The sequence below is a fragment of the Pseudomonas sp. NPDC087598 genome (assembly GCF_044743525.1).
Lineage (GTDB): Bacteria > Pseudomonadota > Gammaproteobacteria > Pseudomonadales > Pseudomonadaceae > Aquipseudomonas.
Genome location: NZ_JBIUWQ010000005.1, coordinates 46,348 through 62,744 on the forward strand (window position 1 = coordinate 46,348; position 16,397 = coordinate 62,744).

The window sequence follows — 16,397 nt, forward strand, 5'->3', positions numbered from 1 at the left end:
GGGCTTTCTGCGCAATCCAGCGCAAGCAAGCGCCCTCGCCACAAAAAGCAGCTTGCATCCAAAGGTATGTATTCGATACCGGATTTTATTTGAAGGGTGAGTGGTTATGAACGCGATACTGGAAAACAAGCCTGCAACGGCACCGACCAAAAGTCGTCGGCGCTTTCCAACCGAACTGAGCATTTTTCTGGTGCTGATCGGCATCGGTCTGGTCTTCGAGGTGTTTGGCTGGATCGTTCGCGACCAGAGCTTCCTGATGAACTCCCAGCGTCTGGTGCTGATGATCCTGCAGGTGTCGGTCATCGGCCTGCTGGCCATCGGCGTGACTCAGGTGATCATCACCACGGGGATCGACTTGTCATCCGGGTCGGTGCTGGCGCTGTCAGCCATGATTGCGGCGAGTCTGGCGCAGACATCGGATTTCGCCCGCGCAGTGTTCCCGTCGCTGACTGACTTGCCGGTGTGGATTCCGGTGATCGCCGGGCTTGGGGTCGGGCTGCTCGCCGGGGCGATCAACGGCAGCATCATCGCCATCACCGGGATTCCACCGTTCATTGCCACGCTCGGCATGATGGTTTCGGCGCGCGGTCTGGCGCGTTACTACACCGAAGGCCAACCGGTCAGCATGCTCTCCGACTCTTACACCGCGATCGGTCATGGAGCGATGCCGGTGATTATCTTCCTGGTGGTGGCGGTGATCTTTCACATCGCGTTGCGCTACACCAAGTACGGCAAGTACACCTACGCCATCGGCGGCAACATGCAGGCGGCGCGGACCTCGGGGATCAACGTCAAACGCCATTTGGTGATCGTCTACAGCATCGCCGGTCTGCTGGCGGGGCTGGCTGGCGTAGTAGCGTCCGCCCGGGCTGCGACGGGGCAGGCCGGGATGGGCATGTCCTACGAGCTCGACGCGATTGCAGCGGCGGTCATCGGCGGTACCAGTCTGGCCGGCGGCGTCGGGCGCATTACCGGGACGGTGATCGGTGCGCTGATTCTCGGGGTAATGGCCAGCGGGTTCACCTTCGTCGGCGTCGATGCCTATATTCAGGACATCATCAAAGGTTTGATCATTGTGGTGGCGGTGGTCATCGACCAGTACCGCAACAAGCGTAAACTCAAGCGCTGAGAGCCGAATAATCGCGAAAATGCGCCACACCCGAACGGTGTGGCGCAGCCGTTTGTCTTCTATATACATCCGCTCGACTGAATTTCTTGCTATAAACGCACTCCGATAACCGCCGTGAAGCCTGTATCAGAGCAGTTTCCGGGCTTTGTCGGACAAATTTGCTGGATTTCCAGTTGCTGAGGCCTCAAGTCGGCCTTAGACTGCCGCCCCTCGTAAATTGAGTGCCGGGTGGCGTTTGCCATAAACGATGCCTTTCCGTCGACCGGACACGGTTCGCCGGAACGCTCCCTAATTCGCCTTAATGCACGTTTTTTTATAGAGATATCAATGACAAAGGACAAGTTGCTGGCCATGCCGGCAGATGACTACATGAATTCCGAGCAACACGCTTTCTTCAGTGAGCTGTTGCAGAACATGAAAGTCGAAACCCATGAGCGCATTGAGCAAAACCGTATCGCCATCGAAAGCCTGGATACCCCGGCTGACCCGGCGGACGCGGCTTCGGTTGAAGAAGAGCGCACCTGGCTGGTCAACGCGATCGATCGCGACCAGCGCATGCTGCCGCAACTGGAACAAGCCCTTGAGCGCATCAAGGAAGACAGCTTTGGCTGGTGCGATGACAGCGGCGAGCCTATTGGCCTGAAACGTCTGCTGATCAGCCCGACCACCAAGTACTGCATCGAAGCTCAAGAGCGTCACGAGCAGATCGACAAGCACCAGCGTCAGGCCTGATTCTGTGTGGTGACCCATGAATGTGGGTCACCCTGAAAAGATCGCAGCCTTCGGCAGCTCCTGCATAGAGCTGGCGGGGCTGCGATCTTTGTTTTTGCTCGTCTGCGATATTCCTCGCCGTTCCATTGACCTGTCACAGCCTCACGACTAACGGACCATAGATAATGGCGTTGTAGTGGCGTTTAATGCAGTCACAACAATGAGAACAAGCGTGGGGTGTTGATATGACGAGAGATGGATCTCTGGTTGGGGCTCTGCCTGCACCAGTGCTTTTGCCGAAAAACCGCTGGATCGCACCGACCCTGCAAAGCATCGCCCTGATGCTGTTGCTCGCCGGCATGACGCTGGGTGAGTGGTCGCTTTACATTGGCATGCCGTTGGCGGTGCTGATTGTCTGGCTGCCGCGCCTGCGTTCCCGAACCGTCCCCGATGTACAGCCTGCCGACACGGGCAGCGCCATTTCCGAACTGACTCGCGACCTTTCCTACACCACCAGCCACAACGCCTTGTCGGCGGCCGGGGTGGCGTTTTCAGTCAAGGAACTGGCGAGCAAACTTGAATCGCAACTCGATGCCGCGGCGCGAATCGTCAGCAATGCCGAGGTGATGATCGCTACGGAACAGGCGACTTCGCAGCTCAGCCGCGAAGCACTTGGGGCTGCCAGCGAGGCGCATCACAGCAGTGCGGCGGGGCGTACCGAATTGGTCGATTCAATCACGCGCATGCATCAGCTCAGTCAGCGCGCCAATGCCAGCCGTGAATTGATCGAGGCCTTGAGCCTGCGCAGCGATGACATTCAGCGGGTGACGCTGGTGATTCAGTCGATTGCCAGTCAGACCAACCTGTTGGCGTTGAACGCAGCGATCGAAGCGGCGCGGGCCGGTGAACATGGTCGGGGCTTTGCGGTGGTGGCGGATGAGGTGCGCGGGCTGGCGGCGCGCACGGCGTCGGCAACCGGGGAAGTCGGCGAGATGGTCGCTGACATCCAGCAGCGCACGGCGCAGGTGGTGGAGCAGATCCGTGAGTTGTCCAGCGATCTGCAAACGGGCGTCGAACAAGTCGAACACACCGGTCAGCATCTGGAGAACATCGCGCGCCTGGCCGCCGGTGTAGAAAATCAGGTCGGCGAGATCGCCCGAGGCGCAGAGACCAATCGCGAGCAACTCGACAGCCTGTTCAAAGCCATTGAGCAAATGCGCAGCGATCTGGCGATCAGCGATCAACAGACCCGTCGACTCGCCGAGGCGGCGGTGCAGATGGAAGGGCAAGCGGAAACCATCAGTGAGCGTCTGGCAGAAGTCGGTCTGGATGACTATCACCAGCGCATTTATGACCTGGCGCGGGAAGGCGCGAGTCAGATCGCGGCGCGATTCGAGGCGGATGTCGAACAAGGACGGGTCAGTCTAGAGGATCTGTTCGATCGTCAGTATCAGGCGATCCCGAATACGCAGCCGGCGAAATATCAGACCCGTTTCGACCGTTACACCGATCAGGTCTTGCCGGCAATTCAAGAACCGTTGTTGCCGCGTCATGAGGGGCTGGTGTTTGCCATTGCCTGCACGCCGCAGGGTTATGTGCCGACGCATAATCAGCTGTTCAGCCAGCCGTTGACCGGTGACGCCCAGGTCGATGCAGTCAACAATCGCACCAAGCGCAAGTTCGCCGACCGCACTGGCATTCGCTGTGGCAGCCATCAGCAGGCGGTGCTGTTGCAGACCTATACGCGTGATACCGGTGAGCTGATGCATGACTTGTCGGTGCCGATCATGATCAAGGGCCGGCATTGGGGTGGATTGCGTCTGGGCTATAAACCGGAAAGTCCGCGCTGAGCGATTGTTACGATTGATGCAATGAATCAGTGCAGCGGCGTCGCTGTTTCCTCCCCGGGGAAATCATTAATATGCCGACTTAGTTAGGTGGCTAATGATTTTGGAGGTCTGCATGCAATGCAGAGTTGATGTCGCCGTGATGATCGGCAGTGGCGTACCCGCCGGTTTGCGCGCATTGGGGCAAAGCGTTTGCTGGGTGGTGTTGCTCAATGGTGAGCGGCGCGGCACCGCGTTTGCCAGTCGCGATGAGGCCGAGGAGTGCAGGGCTGCGTGGCTCGCGCAGTTGCGGGCCGAGCCTGGGGACAGCCTGCACTGATCAGGGTTACTTGCCGTCGTGCAGGCGAACGTTCAGTTCATCGACCATGACGGCCTCTTCGCCGTCAGCGCGTAACCACTCTTTGAGCATCTGAGACTGTTGGGGCGACCAGAACGGAGCATCGATCAACTTGGTGTCTGGCTCTAACGGGTGTTTCTCGATGAAGTCGTCGATCGCTTTGTTGTCCGAAGGCAGACCCAACTGATCGAACAGGGTTTTCAAGTTGTACGCTTCCAGATCCATCATGTGCTCCTTTCTGAAATGCGCCGGAATGGCGCAGTCAATCACTCTTTATCTGAGGTAGCCGCTGGCCAGGAGTTCGATTTGCATTTCGAGGGAGCGAGCAAGCGCACAAGCCTCGTTGTGATCTTCGCGGAAACCTCTTACGCGGCCGGTCGATTTTTCCTTTATGTGGAAAAAGGCGTTACCCGCCGGCACGACTTGAAAGCGCGGGGCCTGACCGATTTCCATGGGGTTTTGCAGATCGCTCATATCGCTCATATGCAAGATCAGAGGCGATTTGAGTCGGGCGTCAGCGGGCATGGCGAAGTGAGTCAGAGTGCACATGTGAAGTCCTTTTCATCAGTTGGCCGAAATTTACAGGCCGTTTCGGGTAGTCGTGATGAGCATCGCTGCTCTAGAATCGCCAGTACCTGTTGACGACAGGGCTTATCTAAAGCAATTTTTCGCTAGCGATATGTCGGAAAAGTGCTTTTTTTCGTGCGAATTTTCCCTAAAGTTCGTAGTCAGTCTTCTCTGGCAGCCGGTAAGGATTTTTCCTTCGAACTTTGGCGACATTGGGGGGCGTTTCGCGGGTGACAATCCCGTAGTCTTGCAAACCTCGTGTTGAACGAATTCGCGGCTCCGTTCGGGTTTTTATTTGGGTATTTGGCAGTTCCATCGGCCTGGCCGTTTTTTTGCCGTGCGCGTTTTCCGTGTGCGGTTTTTTCAGATCTGGGGATGTTTCTTTGGCAGTCAGTAATCTCGATATGCATGCTTTGTTCGTGTTGGGTGATTTGCGTGCAAAGCTGGTCAAGCTGTTCCAATCGCGTTTTGTTTACATCACCGAGCAAAACGCCGAAGGCATTTATGTCGCTGAAATCGACACCGAAAGTGCCTTGGTGGTGGATGACAAACCGGGGCTCAAGCTCAAGGTCGGCGATCATTTCAGCGCTTCGGTCTTGCCCAGCCGCGAAGGCGGCAAGCTGGACATCCGTTTTCGCGAAATCAAACTGACGGTCTATGGAATTGGCGATTACGCCTTCGTCGAGACCGCTGATGGCCACGCAATCCTGTTCAAGGAAGGTCACAGCGTGGTGACCGTGTTTGCCGCCCATCAGCAATTGCAGGAAGGCCTGACCAAGACTTTGAAAGCGGTCACCGCCAAAGCCGCGAAGTGGCGCAAGGGCGAGTTGGTGACGTTCAAGGCCAGCGAGTGATCGGTGGTTTGAGCCGCGCCGATTTCCATTCGCAGAACCTCGGCAGCGCGCGCGAGGAGGCTCGGCGGTTGTTCGCGGCGAAGGCCGAGTTGCAAGGCATGTGGCTGCGTTGGGTGGCGTCGCAGATCTACGCGCTGCGTCCAGCGGAGTACGCCAGCATGGTCAGACGTGAGCTGCAAAGCATGCAGGAAAAGTCTGATTCGTAACCTCGTCCGGGCCCTGGCCCTGAAAAAGCAGGAACCTCGTCTACAGTCAGTTGACTGAGTATTCAGAGGCTTGCGGTCTTCTCTCAGGCCATTGCTGTGAACAGCACGAGGTGCAATGCATGAACGGATTTCGACGGTTACTGGCCGCCAGCGTGGCCACATTCGCTTTGCTGGGTTCGGCGCAATCGGTCATGGCGGCGGAGGCCCCCATCCATTTTGCCGACCTGAACTGGGAAAGCGGCAGCCTGATCACCGATGTCCTGCGGATCATTGTCGAAAAGGGCTACGAATTGCCCACTGATACCTTGCCCGGCACCACCATCACCCTCGAGACCGCGCTGGCCAACAATGACATCCAGGTCATCGGCGAGGAGTGGGCGGGGCGCAGTCCGGTGTGGGTCAAGGCCGAGGCCGAAGGCAAAGTCGCCAGCCTGGGCGATACGGTCAAGGGCGCCACCGAAGGCTGGTGGGTGCCGGAATACGTGATCAAGGGCGACCCGGCCAAAGGCATCAAACCTCTGGCACCGGACCTGCGCAGTGTCACTGACCTGAAAAAATACAAGGACGTGTTCAAGGACCCGGAAACCCCGAGCAAGGGGCGTTTCCTCAACAGTCCGATTGGCTGGACGTCGGAAGTGGTCAACAAACAGAAACTGACGGCTTACGGCTTGCAGGACGACTTCACCAATTTCCGCAGTGGCTCGGGCGCGGCGCTGGACGCCGAGATCAGTTCTTCGATCCGTCGCGGTAAACCGGTGCTGTTTTATTACTGGTCGCCGACGCCGCTGCTGGGCAAGTTCAAACTGGTGCAGCTGGAAGAACCGCCGTTTGACGCCGAGGCCTGGAAGACCCTGACCGACGCCGATAACCCCAATCCGAAACCGACTCGCTCGCTGGCGTCAAAGCTGTCGATTGGCGTGTCTACGCCGTTTCAGAAGCAGTATCCGGAAATAGCAGCGTTTTTCAGCAAGGTGGATTTCCCCATCCAGCCATTGAATAAAGCACTGGCGGAGATGAGCGAGAAACACACGGCTCCGCGAGACGCGGCGCTGGCCTTCATGAAGGCGCATCCGGATGTGTGGCAGGCGTGGCTGCCGAAGGATGTGGCGGACAAGGTGAGCGCGAGTTTGCAGTGATGAGGGCTTTCTGTGGCGAGGGAGCTTGCTCCCGCTGGGTTGCGAAGCAGCCCCAAGACCGGCTAATGCGGTTATCCAGTAAAACCGCATTAGCCGACATTGCGATTGCTGCACAGCCGAGCGGGAGCAAGCTCCCTTGCCACAGGTCAAGCGTCTATTCAGAACCGGGTTTGTACCGCCAGCTCGAAGGTGCGCGGCGTGCCCAGGTAATACGCCGGCGAAACATGCGCAAATTCGGCATACACCTCATTGGTCAAATTGCGCACGCGGCCGGTGACGGTGGTGTGCGAATCAATCTTGTAGCTGAGGAAACTGCCAAACAACGTGTACGACGGCACGGTCATGGTGTTGGCGCTGTCGGCGTAGACCGAGGCCACGTAACGCGCATCGACCCCGCCTTGCCACTGCGGTGAAAAGTCATAGGTCAGCCACAGGTTGCCGACGCGATCCGGCACGTTGGTTGGCGTGTTGCCCTTGCGCGACACCACCACGCCAGCGGCATTCTTTTCCGTGAAGTCATCGTACTGCGCGTCGACCCAGGCGAAGTTGCCCTCGGCCAGCAGTTTGTCGGTGATCCGCAGCGAGCTGGCGATTTCGATGCCTTTTGATGTCTGCTGGCCCACCGGAATGCTGCTGGTCGGGTCCAGCGGATCGGTAACGGCGAAATCCTTTCGTTCGATGGTGTAGGCCGCCACCGTCGCCGAGCCGCGTCCGTTCAGATAGTCGAACTTGCTGCCGATTTCCCATTGCTTGCCGGTCGAGACGTCGAAGTCTTGCGTGCCGTTCGGTTGCTCCGCTGCGGTGCTGTATTGCAGGTAGACATTGGCCGACGGGATGAACTGATAGGTCAAACCGGCGCGACCGGTCAGCGGTTCCCAACTGCGTTTGAGGTGCTTGGGGTTGGCAGCGGTGACGGTGCGGTGGTTGGTCACATCGAGGTCGATATCGTCATAACGCAGGCCGGTGAGCAGCGACAGTTTGTCGGTCAGCGCCAGACGGTTTTCCACAAACAGCGCTTTGGTGGTGACCTCGTTGGTCTTGTCGCTGATCAATTTCGGATTGGTCCCGGGAATGTCGTAAAAATGCCCGGGCTGATAGTTGTTCGGGTCCACCGTGCTCGCGCCTTTGACGTTGAGCGGCGAGTTGGTGGTCTGGTTGACCTTGTACTCGAAGCCACCTGACCACGTCGTATCCAGACCGAGCAGCGTATTGTCGTGACGCAACTCGAACTGGTTGCCGTTCTGTTCGCCCTGATGCCGCACCTGATACGCCGTCGAGCGGTTTACCGCGGAGTTGTCGGCGTTGTACTGGTAGGTTTCGAGGTTGCGGTAATCGCGCTGACTGTCGAGGTGATACAGCGTGTTGCGCAGGGTGGTGCTGTCGTTGATCCGGTAGTCGATGATCGAGCGTACCCAGATCGTTCGCTGTTCGTAGCGCCCATCCTCGACGTTGTAGTTGTTGAAGCGATTGTGTTTATCGATCTTCAACTCGCCGGCCTTGGGGTTGAGCACGGGGGTGCCCCAGTACGGGCTGTCCTCGTGTTCATCCTGATATTCCAGGGCCAGGGTGTGCGACAGGTTCGGCGTGAGGTCGCTGAGCAGCGAAAACGCCACGCTCCAGGCATCGCGCTCCTGGCGGTCGATGTAGCCGTTGCTGGTGTTGTGACTGACGTCCAGTCGCGCGTAGTGCTGCACATCACTGCCTGGGTCGGTCAGTGCATGATTGAGGCCGAAAGCGGTTTCAGTGGTGTCGTAGGTACCATAGCTGACGCGACCTTCAACAGCTTGTTCATCGCGGGTCGCCAGTTTGGTCACGTAGTTCAACGAGCCACCCACCGAGCCCGCGCCGTTGATCAATGACGACGGGCCGCCGACCAGTTCGACCCGATCGTATATCCACGCGTCCACCGGCCGTGCGAGACCGCCGGACACGTTGATGCCATTGAACATCTGGGTGATCTGGCTGCTGGTGAAACCGCGATAGGAGACGAAACCGCCAAACCCTGGCGGTGCGCTGGCGTTGACCCCGGGCAGGGTGTTGGCGGCGTCCTGGAAGTTCTGCGCGCCGTGGCGTTCGATGTCGTTGCGGTTGGCGATGGCGACCGAGGCGGGCGTGTCGCGCACACTCAGGCCGAGGCGCGAGGCCATGCCGCTGGATTGGTCGAGGCTCAGGCCCGGCTCCGTGCCGGATTCGCCATCGATGGTGATGGGCGCCAGATCCACGGTGGATTGCGCCCAGACGTTAACGGACAGGCAGCCGCACAGGCTCGCCAGCAGAGTGAGTTGTTTCATCGTTGAATCCTGAATGCTTGTCTAGGAATCAGCGCACAGGCAAACGCCGCGCGTTGGCGCAGTGAGCTGAAAAATCAAAACGGCAAAGGCACTCAGGCGAGCGGTGGGGCGCGAGGGTTGGCGGAGGGCCAGATGAAGCGGGCAGGCAGGTCGGCACTGACGATGGGCGCCAGTGGCGGGCTGTGTTGCTCTGGCAGGATCGCCAGGGTCAGGCTGGAGTTGAACGCCGGGCCCATGCCGCCAGTCGAGCACAACGGGCAGCCAAACGCTTTGGACAGCGTTGGTAGTTTTTCTTCGGTTGGATTGCTGGTGAGCGGTGCTTGAGTCGCCGGATCAACCGTACAAAACTGACCGCCGATGCCGTTGAGCTGCATCCCGACCATTTGTCCGTGACCGATGCTGCAGGCGAACACGTTGAACAGGACGCAGCAATAAAGCATCCAGGCCAGCAGTGAACGATCGGTACGGGAGAATTTCATGGGGCGGCACTTTACCGTACCGCTGATCGGTCGTGCACTTGAAAAAATTGCGACTAGGATGATTTGTTCAAATCCCTTTCAAGGATTTCAACCATGACCTTAGTGCTGGCTCAATGGCTGGTGACTGTTTTTGCGGTGATCGCCCTGGTGCATGTGTATTGGGCGCTGGGCGGACAATGGGCGGCGGTGGCGGCAGTGCCGCAAGTTCCGGTGGCAGGCCTGGTGCCGACGCTGCGTCCGGCGTTCAAGCCTTCGGGCTTGATCACGTTGCTGGTGGCGGCGGCATTATTGGCGATTGCCGCGCTGGTGTGTCTGCGGGTCGGGTGGGGCGTGCCGGCGGTGCATCACAAGGCGTTGCAATGGGTGATCAGTGCGATTGCATTATTGATGTTTGCCCGGGCGATTGGTGATTCGCATCTGGTGGGTTTTTTCAAGGACGTGAAGGGTTCACGGTTTGCGCGGCTGGATACCTGGGTGTATTCGCCATTGTGCGCAGCGTTGGGGGCGGGATTGTTGGCAGTGGCCTGGGTTTAAAAAGCAGGATCAAAAGATCGCAGCCTTCGGCAGCTCCTACAGGGGGTTGCATTCCAATGTAGGAGCTGCCGAAGGCTGCGATCTTTTAATGGGTCAGCTACCGCTTTCAGTGCGGCGGCTGCTGACTTCTGCCGGTACATCATCCCCGGCCATGCGCTTGCGGAACAACGCCGCCCGGGCCAGCAGCAATGTGGTCACCGGCACGGTGATCGCCAGCAGGATCGGAATCAGCCAAGCGTGCAGCACCGGCCCGGACTTCAGCGCCGAAAAGCAGATGATCGAAGCCAGCGCCACGCACCACGCGCCCAGTGTCGAAGCCAGTGCCGGCGGATGCATGCGTTGGAAATAATCCTTCATCCGCAACAGACCGGTCGCGCCGATCAGCGCAAACACGCCGCTGAGGACCAGCAGAATCGCCACCGGAATCTCAACCCACAGAGACAGTTCCGCGTTCATTCGATCACCTCGCCACGCAGCAGGAATTTCGCCAGGGCAAACGAGCCAACGAAGCCGAACAGCGCGATCAGCAGCGCCGCTTCGAAGTAAGTGTCACTGGAATAGCGAATGCCCAGGGTCAGCATCATCAGCATCGCCACGATGTACAGATAGTCCAGCGCGAGTACCCGATCTTGCGCCGACGGCCCTTTGAACAGGCGTACCAGCGTCAGCACCATGGCCAGCGAGAACAGGAACAGCGTCAGCAGAATCGCGTTGGACAGTAATGGGCTCATTCGAAAATCTCCATCAGCGGCCGCTCGTAAGTGCTCTTGAAGTGCTCGATGAATTGCACTTCGTCATCCAGATCCCAGACGTGCAGCAACAGAATGCTGCGATCCAGCGCCAGTTCCGACCACACCGTGCCGGGCACCACCGTGCAGATCATCGATAACGTGGCCAGGCCATGAGCATCGCGCAGGTCCAGCGGTACTTTCACGAAACAGGAACGAGGTGGGCGGCGACCGGCGTTGAGCACACCCCAGGCGACGATCAGGTTCGATACCACGACATCGCGGCCGACCAGGAGGAACAAACGCAGAATCGTCCCCGGACGGCGAATGCGCACTTGTTTCGGACGCAGTTTGCGCATCATCAAAGGTGCAGCGAAGCCCAGTATTGCGCCGAGCAGCAGGTTGCCCGGGCTGATCGACAGGTTCAGGGTCAACCACAACGCACACAGTGCCAGAGAGAGTAACGGAGCCGGAAACACACGCTTCATGGCTGCACCTCCAGCATCGCGGCCTTGGCTTCCGGGCTGGGCACCGCGCGGGTGCCGAGCACCGCCATGACGTATTGCTGCGGATTGTTCAGGGCATCGGCCGTGGCCTGGGTGTAGCGCAGCAGTGGTTCAGCCTTGAAAGTCAGAGCGATGCTCAAGCCCAGCAGCAGGAAAATCGGCGCGCATTCGAGTTTGCGCAGGAGCGGCGAAGGGCGTTCTTCCGGTGTCCAGAAGCGCTGGATGCCGAGGCGCGAGAACGCCATCAACGATGCCAGCCCTGACAGGATCAACAGCGCCAGCAAGGCCCACGCGGCATTGGAAATCGGTGCGCCGGTACCCAGTCCCAGCGGATTGAGCAGTGCGCCGATCAGGCTGAGTTTGCCGATGAACCCGGACAGCGGCGGCATCCCGATGATCAGCAGGGCGCAGGCAATGAAGCTCAGGCCGAGAAACGCCATGGTCCACGGGATGACCTGGCCGACCACGGCTTTCTGTTCATCGTCGAGGTTGATGCCTTTGGGCGGTTGCAGGGATTCCTGCGGTCGCGGCAGCAGCTCGCTTTCGTCTTCCAGCGGGATCTCGTTGGCCGAACGCGAACGCTCGATCAACTCGGCCAGCAGGAACAGCGCGCTCAAGGCCAGTGTCGAGCTGACCAGATAGAACAGCGCCGCGCCGATCAGGTTCGGCTGGGCGAAACCGACCGCCGACAGCAGAATCCCCGCCGAGACCAGAATGCTCAGGCTGGCCATGCGCTCCAGGCGTTGTGCGGCAAGAATCGCCAGCGCTGCGCAGGCGATGGTCGCCATGCCGCCGTAAATCAGCCAGTCACCGCCGAAGAATGCCGACGCCCCGGCCTGACCGGAAAACAGCAGCGTCCACAGACGCAGCAGGGTGTAGACGCCGACCTTGGTCATGATCGCGAACATCGCCGCGACCGGTGCACTGGCCGAAGAGTAGGCCGGCACCAGCCAGAAGTTCAGCGGCCACATGCCGGCCTTGGCCAGGAATGCTACGGCGAGAATCCCCGCGCCGGCATGCAGCAAGCCGCGGTCGGCTTCCGGCACCAGCGGAATCTTCAGTGCCAGGTCGGCCATGTTCAGGGTGCCGGTGACGCCGTAGATCAGTGCCGCGCCGATCAAAAACAGCGACGAGGCGAGCAGGTTGATCGAGATGTAATGCAGGCCCGACGACACGCGCGCGCGCCCCGATCCGTGCAGCAACAGGCCATAAGAAGCGGCCAGCAGCACTTCGAAGAACACGAACAGGTTGAACAGATCCGCCGTCAGGAACGCGCCATACAGGCCCATCAACTGAATCTGGAACAGTGCGTGGAAGCTCGAACCGGCCCCGTCCCAGCGGGCCATGGCGAAGAGCAGGGCGCTGACGCCGATGATCCCGGTCAGCACCAGCATCAGCGCGGACAGGCGATCGACCACCAGCACGATGCCGAACGGCGCTTGCCAGTTGCCCGGCAGGTACACGCCGATCGAACCGGGCACGCCGGTGGTCTGCGTCCATTGCAGCAGCAACACCGAAATGAACAGGCCGACGAGGCTGGAGAACAGGTTGATTTTCGCCTTCAGCGGCCGGTGCCGCTCGCCGAGCATCAGCATGATCGCGGCGGTCAGCAGCGGTAGCAGAATCGGTGCGGCGATCAGGTGAGTCATCGCCATCATTCTTTAGGCTCCCGGCCGTCAACGTGGTCAGTGCCGGTCAGGCCGCGCGAGGCGAGCAGCACCACCAGGAACAGTGCGGTCATGGCGAAACTGATGACGATCGCGGTGAGTACCAGCGCCTGCGGCAGCGGGTCGGTGTAGTGCAGCAAGTCTTGCGTCACGCCGTCCTTGATCACCGGCTCCTTGCCGATGAACAGGCTGCCCATGCTGAAAATGAACAGGTTGACCGCGTACGACAGCAGGCACAGGCCCATGACCACTTGAAAGGTCCGTGGTCGCAGGATCAGCCAGACGCCGGAAGCGGCGAGGACGCCGATGGCGATTGCGATGACTTCTTCCATCAGACGGCTCCTTTGCTGGCGACGGACTTGGGCAGCGACGCAGTCTTGTGACCACGCACCGATTGGTGGGCGAGGGCGGTGAGGATCAGCAGCGTCGAGCCGACCACCACGGCGTACACGCCGATATCAAAGAACAGCGCACTGGCGATATGGATGTCACCCAGCAGCGGCAGGGTGAAATGCCAGGTATGCGTGGTGAGAAACGGATAGCCGACCACCATCGCGCCGAGCCCGGTGGCAGTGGCGAACAGCAAACCGGTGCCCATCCAGCGCAACGGCCGCAGGCTCATTTGCGCCTCGACCCACTGCGTGCCGGCGACCATGTATTGCAGTATGAATGCCACCGACATCACCAGCCCCGCGACGAAACCGCCGCCCGGCTGATTGTGGCCGCGCATGAACAGATAGAACGACACCACCAGCGCAATCGGCAGCAGCAGGCGCACCAGCACTGCCGGCACCATCATGAAGCCGAGCGCGGTGTCGCTGGCCGAACGCGGGTTGACCAGATCGGTGACCACATCCGGTGCCAGCAAGCGTTGCTGGGCCGGCAGTTGCAGGCTTTCTTTCGGTGGGCGGAAGCGGCGCAGCAGGGCGAACACGGTCAGCGCTACCGCAACCAGCACGGTGATTTCACCGAGGGTGTCGAAGCCACGGAAGTCCACCAGCATCACGTTGACCACGTTGCTGCCACCGCCCTCGGGCATGGCGCGACTGAGGTAGAACGAAGAGATGTCGTTCGGTGTCTGCCGGGTGAGCATGGCGTAAGACAGCAGCGCCATTCCGCCGCCCACGGCGATCGACAGCAGCAAGTCGCGCAGACGGCGAATACGCGCCTTGCGCAGGCTGCTCGGCAGTGGCGAGACTTCTTCGATGCGTCGCGGCAGCCAGCGCAGGCCCAGCAGGATCAGCACGGTGGTGACCACTTCGACCGCCAGTTGCGTCAGCGCCAGATCCGGAGCGGAGAACCAGACGAACGTCACGCAGGTCATCAGGCCACAGACGCTGACCATGGTCAGGGCGGCGAGACGGTGATACTTGGCCTGCCATGCCGCGCCGAGGGCGCAGGCAATCGCCAGCAGCCACAGGGTCACGAAGACGATGGAACCCGGAATCTTCGGCCGGTCGCCCCAGCTCAGGCTGCTGTGCAGCATCGGGATCAGGCCGGCGAGTACCGCCGCCAACACCATCAGGAACAGTTGCATTTGCAGGCGTCGGGTGCCGAGCCGGCGTTCTACGCGACGGGCCATGCGCATCATCACCACCAGACTGCGCTCGAACAGACGCTTGCCGTTGAAGCGGCCTACCAGTGGTGGATATTTGAAGCGGCCACGCTTGAGCTGATTGCGCAGCAACAGATAAACCACGATGCCACCGGACATGGCGATCAGGCTCATGATCATCGGCGCATTCAGGCCGTGCCAGATCGCCAGGCTGTACTCCGGCAACGTTCCGCCGACCACGGGCAGCGCGGCAGCCGCCAGTAGCGGGCCGACCACTTGCGCCGGGAAGATCCCCACGACGAGACAGGTGAACACCAGCAGTTCGACTGGCGCACGCATCCAGCGCGGTGGTTCGTGCGGGGTGTGCGGCAGGTCGGTGGCGGTGGGGCCGAAGAACACGTCGACGGTGAAGCGCAGCGAGTAGGCGACGCTGAAGGTACCGGCGATGGTCGCGACAATCGGCAGCGCCGCTTCGACCCACGCCGTGGCGTTGATGAACACGGTTTCGGCGAAGAACATTTCTTTCGAGAGGAAACCGTTGAGCAGCGGCACGCCGGCCATCGAGGCGCTGGCGACCATGGCCAGCGTCGCGGTGAAGGGGATCAGCTTGATCAGACCGCTGAGCTTGCGGATATCCCGCGTGCCGCTTTCGTGGTCGATGATGCCGGCGGCCATGAACAGCGAGGCCTTGAAGGTCGCGTGGTTGAGGATGTGGAACACCGCCGCGACCGCCGCCAGCGGACTGTTCAGGCCCAACAGCAAGGTGATCAGGCCGAGGTGGCTGATGGTCGAGTAGGCGAGTAGACCCTTGAGGTCGTTCTGGAACATCGCGCAGTACGCGCCGAGCAGCAGCGTACACGCGCCGGCGCCGCTGACGATGTAGAACCATTCTTCACTGCCGGACAGTGATGGCCACAGGCGCGCGAGCAGGAACACCCCGGCCTTGACCATGGTCGCCGAGTGCAGATAAGCCGAAACCGGGGTGGGCGCCGCCATTGCGTGCGGTAGCCAGAAATGGAAGGGGAACTGGGCGCTTTTGCTGAGGGCGCCGATGAGGATGAGGGGTAGCAGAATAGGGTAGAGGGCATGTGCACGAATCTGATCGCCGGCGGCCAGGACCTTGTCCAGGTCATAGCTGCCGACGACATGGCCGAGGATCATGACCCCCGCCAGCAGGCACAATCCCCCTGCACCCGTGACCATCAGCGCCATATAGGCGCCACGGCGTGCGTCGGCGCGGTGGTGCCAGTAGCCGATCAGCAGGAACGAGAAGAGGCTGGTCAACTCCCAGAAAAACACGATCTGGATCAGGTTGCCGGAGATCACCAGCCCGAGCATGGCGCCCATGAACGCCAGAAAAAAAGCGAAGAAACGCGGCACCGGGTCGTCCGGCGACATGTAATAGCGGGCATATAAAGAGACGAGGGTGCCGATGCCCAGCACCAGCATCGAGAACAGCCAGGCAAAGCCGTCCATGCGCAGAACGAAGTTCAGACCGAGGCTGGGCAGCCACATGAACTCTTCGCGGATCACGCCGCCATGGGCAATTTGCGGGTACAACAGCGCGACCTGGACGGTACCGATCAGTGCGACCAGACCTGCCAACAGGGATTCGGTATTACGCGCGTTGTGTGGCAGCACGGCTGCCAGACAGCTGCCAATGAATGGCAGAAGCAGTAGAACTATCAGGGACATAGGCTTCTAATCTGCGGAAGTTTGTGAAGCATCATACGTGCCAGCTCCCCGATCACCAAACGCCAGGATGTCTCAGAATCCTACAAAGTAGTCTGGAATTAACTGTTTGGCATTGTTTCAGGTGGAGGGATGTTGCCTGTGATGGCCCTATCGCG

General features: G+C 60.1%; 18 protein-coding genes. 8 read left to right on the forward strand and 10 right to left on the reverse strand.

Going from position 1 to position 16,397, the window contains the following annotated elements:
- The first annotated feature begins 106 nt into the window (after positions 1 to 106).
- The 4 genes from ACIOWE_RS04575 to ACIOWE_RS04590 all read left to right on the forward strand — a co-directional run bounded on the left by ACIOWE_RS04575 (position 107) and on the right by ACIOWE_RS04590 (position 4,006).
- On the forward strand, positions 107 to 1,129 hold the full coding sequence (locus ACIOWE_RS04575; protein ID WP_201233736.1) for an ABC transporter permease: 1,023 nt from the start codon (positions 107 to 109) through the stop codon (positions 1,127 to 1,129).
- 327 nt (positions 1,130 to 1,456) lie between these two features.
- Positions 1,457 to 1,861 carry a TraR/DksA family transcriptional regulator gene (locus ACIOWE_RS04580; RefSeq protein ID WP_103303415.1) on the forward strand — a complete coding sequence of 135 codons (405 nt, stop codon included), beginning with the start codon at positions 1,457 to 1,459 and terminating at the stop codon, positions 1,859 to 1,861.
- A gap of 605 nt (positions 1,862 to 2,466) precedes the next feature.
- A complete protein-coding gene (locus ACIOWE_RS04585) occupies positions 2,467 to 3,690 on the forward strand; it encodes a methyl-accepting chemotaxis protein (RefSeq protein ID WP_401388174.1) in 1,224 nt (407 codons plus the stop codon).
- Between the two features lie 112 nt (positions 3,691 to 3,802).
- On the forward strand, positions 3,803 to 4,006 hold the full coding sequence (locus tag ACIOWE_RS04590) for a hypothetical protein (RefSeq protein WP_201238890.1): 204 nt from the start codon (positions 3,803 to 3,805) through the stop codon (positions 4,004 to 4,006).
- 6 nt (positions 4,007 to 4,012) lie between these two features.
- On the opposite strand, the gene ACIOWE_RS04595 is transcribed toward ACIOWE_RS04590, so the two are convergent.
- Complete coding sequence (locus ACIOWE_RS04595; protein ID WP_401387904.1) at positions 4,013 to 4,249, reverse strand: DUF2789 family protein; 237 nt, start codon at positions 4,247 to 4,249, stop codon at positions 4,013 to 4,015.
- 48 nt (positions 4,250 to 4,297) lie between these two features.
- Positions 4,298 to 4,573 carry a hypothetical protein gene (locus ACIOWE_RS04600; RefSeq protein WP_401387907.1) on the reverse strand — a complete coding sequence of 92 codons (276 nt, stop codon included), beginning with the start codon at positions 4,571 to 4,573 and terminating at the stop codon, positions 4,298 to 4,300.
- A gap of 401 nt (positions 4,574 to 4,974) precedes the next feature.
- Between ACIOWE_RS04600 and ACIOWE_RS04605 the strand changes: the two genes are divergently transcribed.
- From ACIOWE_RS04605 to ACIOWE_RS04615, 3 genes are all read left to right on the forward strand, one after another.
- Positions 4,975 to 5,445, forward strand: coding sequence for a hypothetical protein (locus ACIOWE_RS04605; RefSeq protein WP_401387909.1), 471 nt, complete (start codon positions 4,975 to 4,977; stop codon positions 5,443 to 5,445).
- A gap of 8 nt (positions 5,446 to 5,453) precedes the next feature.
- The gene (locus ACIOWE_RS04610) at positions 5,454 to 5,651 is read left to right on the forward strand and encodes a hypothetical protein (RefSeq protein ID WP_401388177.1); all 198 of its coding nucleotides are present in this window, start codon (positions 5,454 to 5,456) and stop codon (positions 5,649 to 5,651) included.
- A gap of 119 nt (positions 5,652 to 5,770) precedes the next feature.
- The gene (locus tag ACIOWE_RS04615) at positions 5,771 to 6,787 is read left to right on the forward strand and encodes an ABC transporter substrate-binding protein (RefSeq protein ID WP_401387912.1); all 1,017 of its coding nucleotides are present in this window, start codon (positions 5,771 to 5,773) and stop codon (positions 6,785 to 6,787) included.
- A 158-nt stretch (positions 6,788 to 6,945) separates the two neighbouring features.
- Here ACIOWE_RS04615 and ACIOWE_RS04620 read toward each other — a convergent pair whose 3' ends face one another.
- Both ACIOWE_RS04620 and ACIOWE_RS04625 read right to left on the reverse strand, forming a co-directional pair.
- Entirely contained in the window at positions 6,946 to 9,078 is a 2,133-nt protein-coding gene (locus ACIOWE_RS04620; RefSeq protein ID WP_401387915.1) for a TonB-dependent receptor, read from the reverse strand.
- 92 nt (positions 9,079 to 9,170) lie between these two features.
- Complete coding sequence (locus ACIOWE_RS04625; RefSeq protein ID WP_401387918.1) at positions 9,171 to 9,557, reverse strand: DUF2946 domain-containing protein; 387 nt, start codon at positions 9,555 to 9,557, stop codon at positions 9,171 to 9,173.
- Between the two features lie 93 nt (positions 9,558 to 9,650).
- Here ACIOWE_RS04625 and ACIOWE_RS04630 point away from each other — a divergent pair, with 93 nt between their 5' ends.
- Positions 9,651 to 10,091 (forward strand): DUF3995 domain-containing protein, encoded by a 441-nt coding sequence (locus ACIOWE_RS04630; protein ID WP_201238882.1) that lies wholly within the window; start codon positions 9,651 to 9,653, stop codon positions 10,089 to 10,091.
- A 93-nt stretch (positions 10,092 to 10,184) separates the two neighbouring features.
- On the opposite strand, the gene ACIOWE_RS04635 is transcribed toward ACIOWE_RS04630, so the two are convergent.
- From ACIOWE_RS04635 to ACIOWE_RS04660, 6 genes are read right to left on the reverse strand one after another with little or no spacing between them, the layout of a single operon-like run.
- The gene (locus ACIOWE_RS04635; protein ID WP_085711416.1) at positions 10,185 to 10,547 is read right to left on the reverse strand and encodes a Na+/H+ antiporter subunit G; all 363 of its coding nucleotides are present in this window, start codon (positions 10,545 to 10,547) and stop codon (positions 10,185 to 10,187) included.
- Entirely contained in the window at positions 10,544 to 10,822 is a 279-nt protein-coding gene (locus ACIOWE_RS04640; protein WP_007910754.1) for a K+/H+ antiporter subunit F, read from the reverse strand. The genes ACIOWE_RS04635 and ACIOWE_RS04640 overlap by 4 nt, the downstream gene beginning before the upstream one ends.
- The gene (locus ACIOWE_RS04645) at positions 10,819 to 11,307 is read right to left on the reverse strand and encodes a Na+/H+ antiporter subunit E (RefSeq protein ID WP_201238881.1); all 489 of its coding nucleotides are present in this window, start codon (positions 11,305 to 11,307) and stop codon (positions 10,819 to 10,821) included. Before ACIOWE_RS04645 ends, ACIOWE_RS04640 begins: the two co-directional genes overlap by 4 nt.
- The gene (locus ACIOWE_RS04650) at positions 11,304 to 12,983 is read right to left on the reverse strand and encodes a monovalent cation/H+ antiporter subunit D (protein ID WP_401387922.1); all 1,680 of its coding nucleotides are present in this window, start codon (positions 12,981 to 12,983) and stop codon (positions 11,304 to 11,306) included. Before ACIOWE_RS04650 ends, ACIOWE_RS04645 begins: the two co-directional genes overlap by 4 nt.
- Positions 12,980 to 13,324, reverse strand: coding sequence for a Na+/H+ antiporter subunit C (locus ACIOWE_RS04655; protein ID WP_008085854.1), 345 nt, complete (start codon positions 13,322 to 13,324; stop codon positions 12,980 to 12,982). The genes ACIOWE_RS04650 and ACIOWE_RS04655 overlap by 4 nt, the downstream gene beginning before the upstream one ends.
- Positions 13,324 to 16,242: a monovalent cation/H+ antiporter subunit A gene (locus ACIOWE_RS04660; RefSeq protein ID WP_401387924.1), complete on the reverse strand. Its 2,919-nt coding sequence runs from the start codon at positions 16,240 to 16,242 to the stop codon at positions 13,324 to 13,326. Before ACIOWE_RS04660 ends, ACIOWE_RS04655 begins: the two co-directional genes overlap by 1 nt.
- Positions 16,243 to 16,397 lie beyond the last annotated feature (155 nt).

What these genes read in the sequence shown, in the direction of transcription:
- ACIOWE_RS04575 (WP_201233736.1), top strand. Translation starts at nt 107, where the DNA reads ATGAACGCGATACTGGAAAACAAGCCTGCAACGGCACCGACCAAAAGT.
- ACIOWE_RS04580 (WP_103303415.1), top strand. Translation starts at nt 1,457, where the DNA reads ATGACAAAGGACAAGTTGCTGGCCATGCCGGCAGATGACTACATGAAT.
- ACIOWE_RS04585 (WP_401388174.1), top strand. Translation starts at nt 2,467, where the DNA reads ATGATCGCTACGGAACAGGCGACTTCGCAGCTCAGCCGCGAAGCACTT.
- ACIOWE_RS04590 (WP_201238890.1), top strand. Translation starts at nt 3,803, where the DNA reads ATGCAATGCAGAGTTGATGTCGCCGTGATGATCGGCAGTGGCGTACCC.
- ACIOWE_RS04595 (WP_401387904.1), bottom strand. Translation starts at nt 4,249, where the DNA reads ATGGATCTGGAAGCGTACAACTTGAAAACCCTGTTCGATCAGTTGGGT.
- ACIOWE_RS04600 (WP_401387907.1), bottom strand. Translation starts at nt 4,573, where the DNA reads ATGTGCACTCTGACTCACTTCGCCATGCCCGCTGACGCCCGACTCAAA.
- ACIOWE_RS04615 (WP_401387912.1), top strand. Translation starts at nt 5,771, where the DNA reads ATGAACGGATTTCGACGGTTACTGGCCGCCAGCGTGGCCACATTCGCT.
- ACIOWE_RS04620 (WP_401387915.1), bottom strand. Translation starts at nt 9,078, where the DNA reads ATGAAACAACTCACTCTGCTGGCGAGCCTGTGCGGCTGCCTGTCCGTT.
- ACIOWE_RS04625 (WP_401387918.1), bottom strand. Translation starts at nt 9,557, where the DNA reads ATGAAATTCTCCCGTACCGATCGTTCACTGCTGGCCTGGATGCTTTAT.
- ACIOWE_RS04630 (WP_201238882.1), top strand. Translation starts at nt 9,651, where the DNA reads ATGACCTTAGTGCTGGCTCAATGGCTGGTGACTGTTTTTGCGGTGATC.
- ACIOWE_RS04635 (WP_085711416.1), bottom strand. Translation starts at nt 10,547, where the DNA reads ATGAACGCGGAACTGTCTCTGTGGGTTGAGATTCCGGTGGCGATTCTG.
- ACIOWE_RS04640 (WP_007910754.1), bottom strand. Translation starts at nt 10,822, where the DNA reads ATGAGCCCATTACTGTCCAACGCGATTCTGCTGACGCTGTTCCTGTTC.
- ACIOWE_RS04645 (WP_201238881.1), bottom strand. Translation starts at nt 11,307, where the DNA reads ATGAAGCGTGTGTTTCCGGCTCCGTTACTCTCTCTGGCACTGTGTGCG.
- ACIOWE_RS04650 (WP_401387922.1), bottom strand. Translation starts at nt 12,983, where the DNA reads ATGATGGCGATGACTCACCTGATCGCCGCACCGATTCTGCTACCGCTG.
- ACIOWE_RS04655 (WP_008085854.1), bottom strand. Translation starts at nt 13,324, where the DNA reads ATGGAAGAAGTCATCGCAATCGCCATCGGCGTCCTCGCCGCTTCCGGC.
- ACIOWE_RS04660 (WP_401387924.1), bottom strand. Translation starts at nt 16,242, where the DNA reads ATGTCCCTGATAGTTCTACTGCTTCTGCCATTCATTGGCAGCTGTCTG.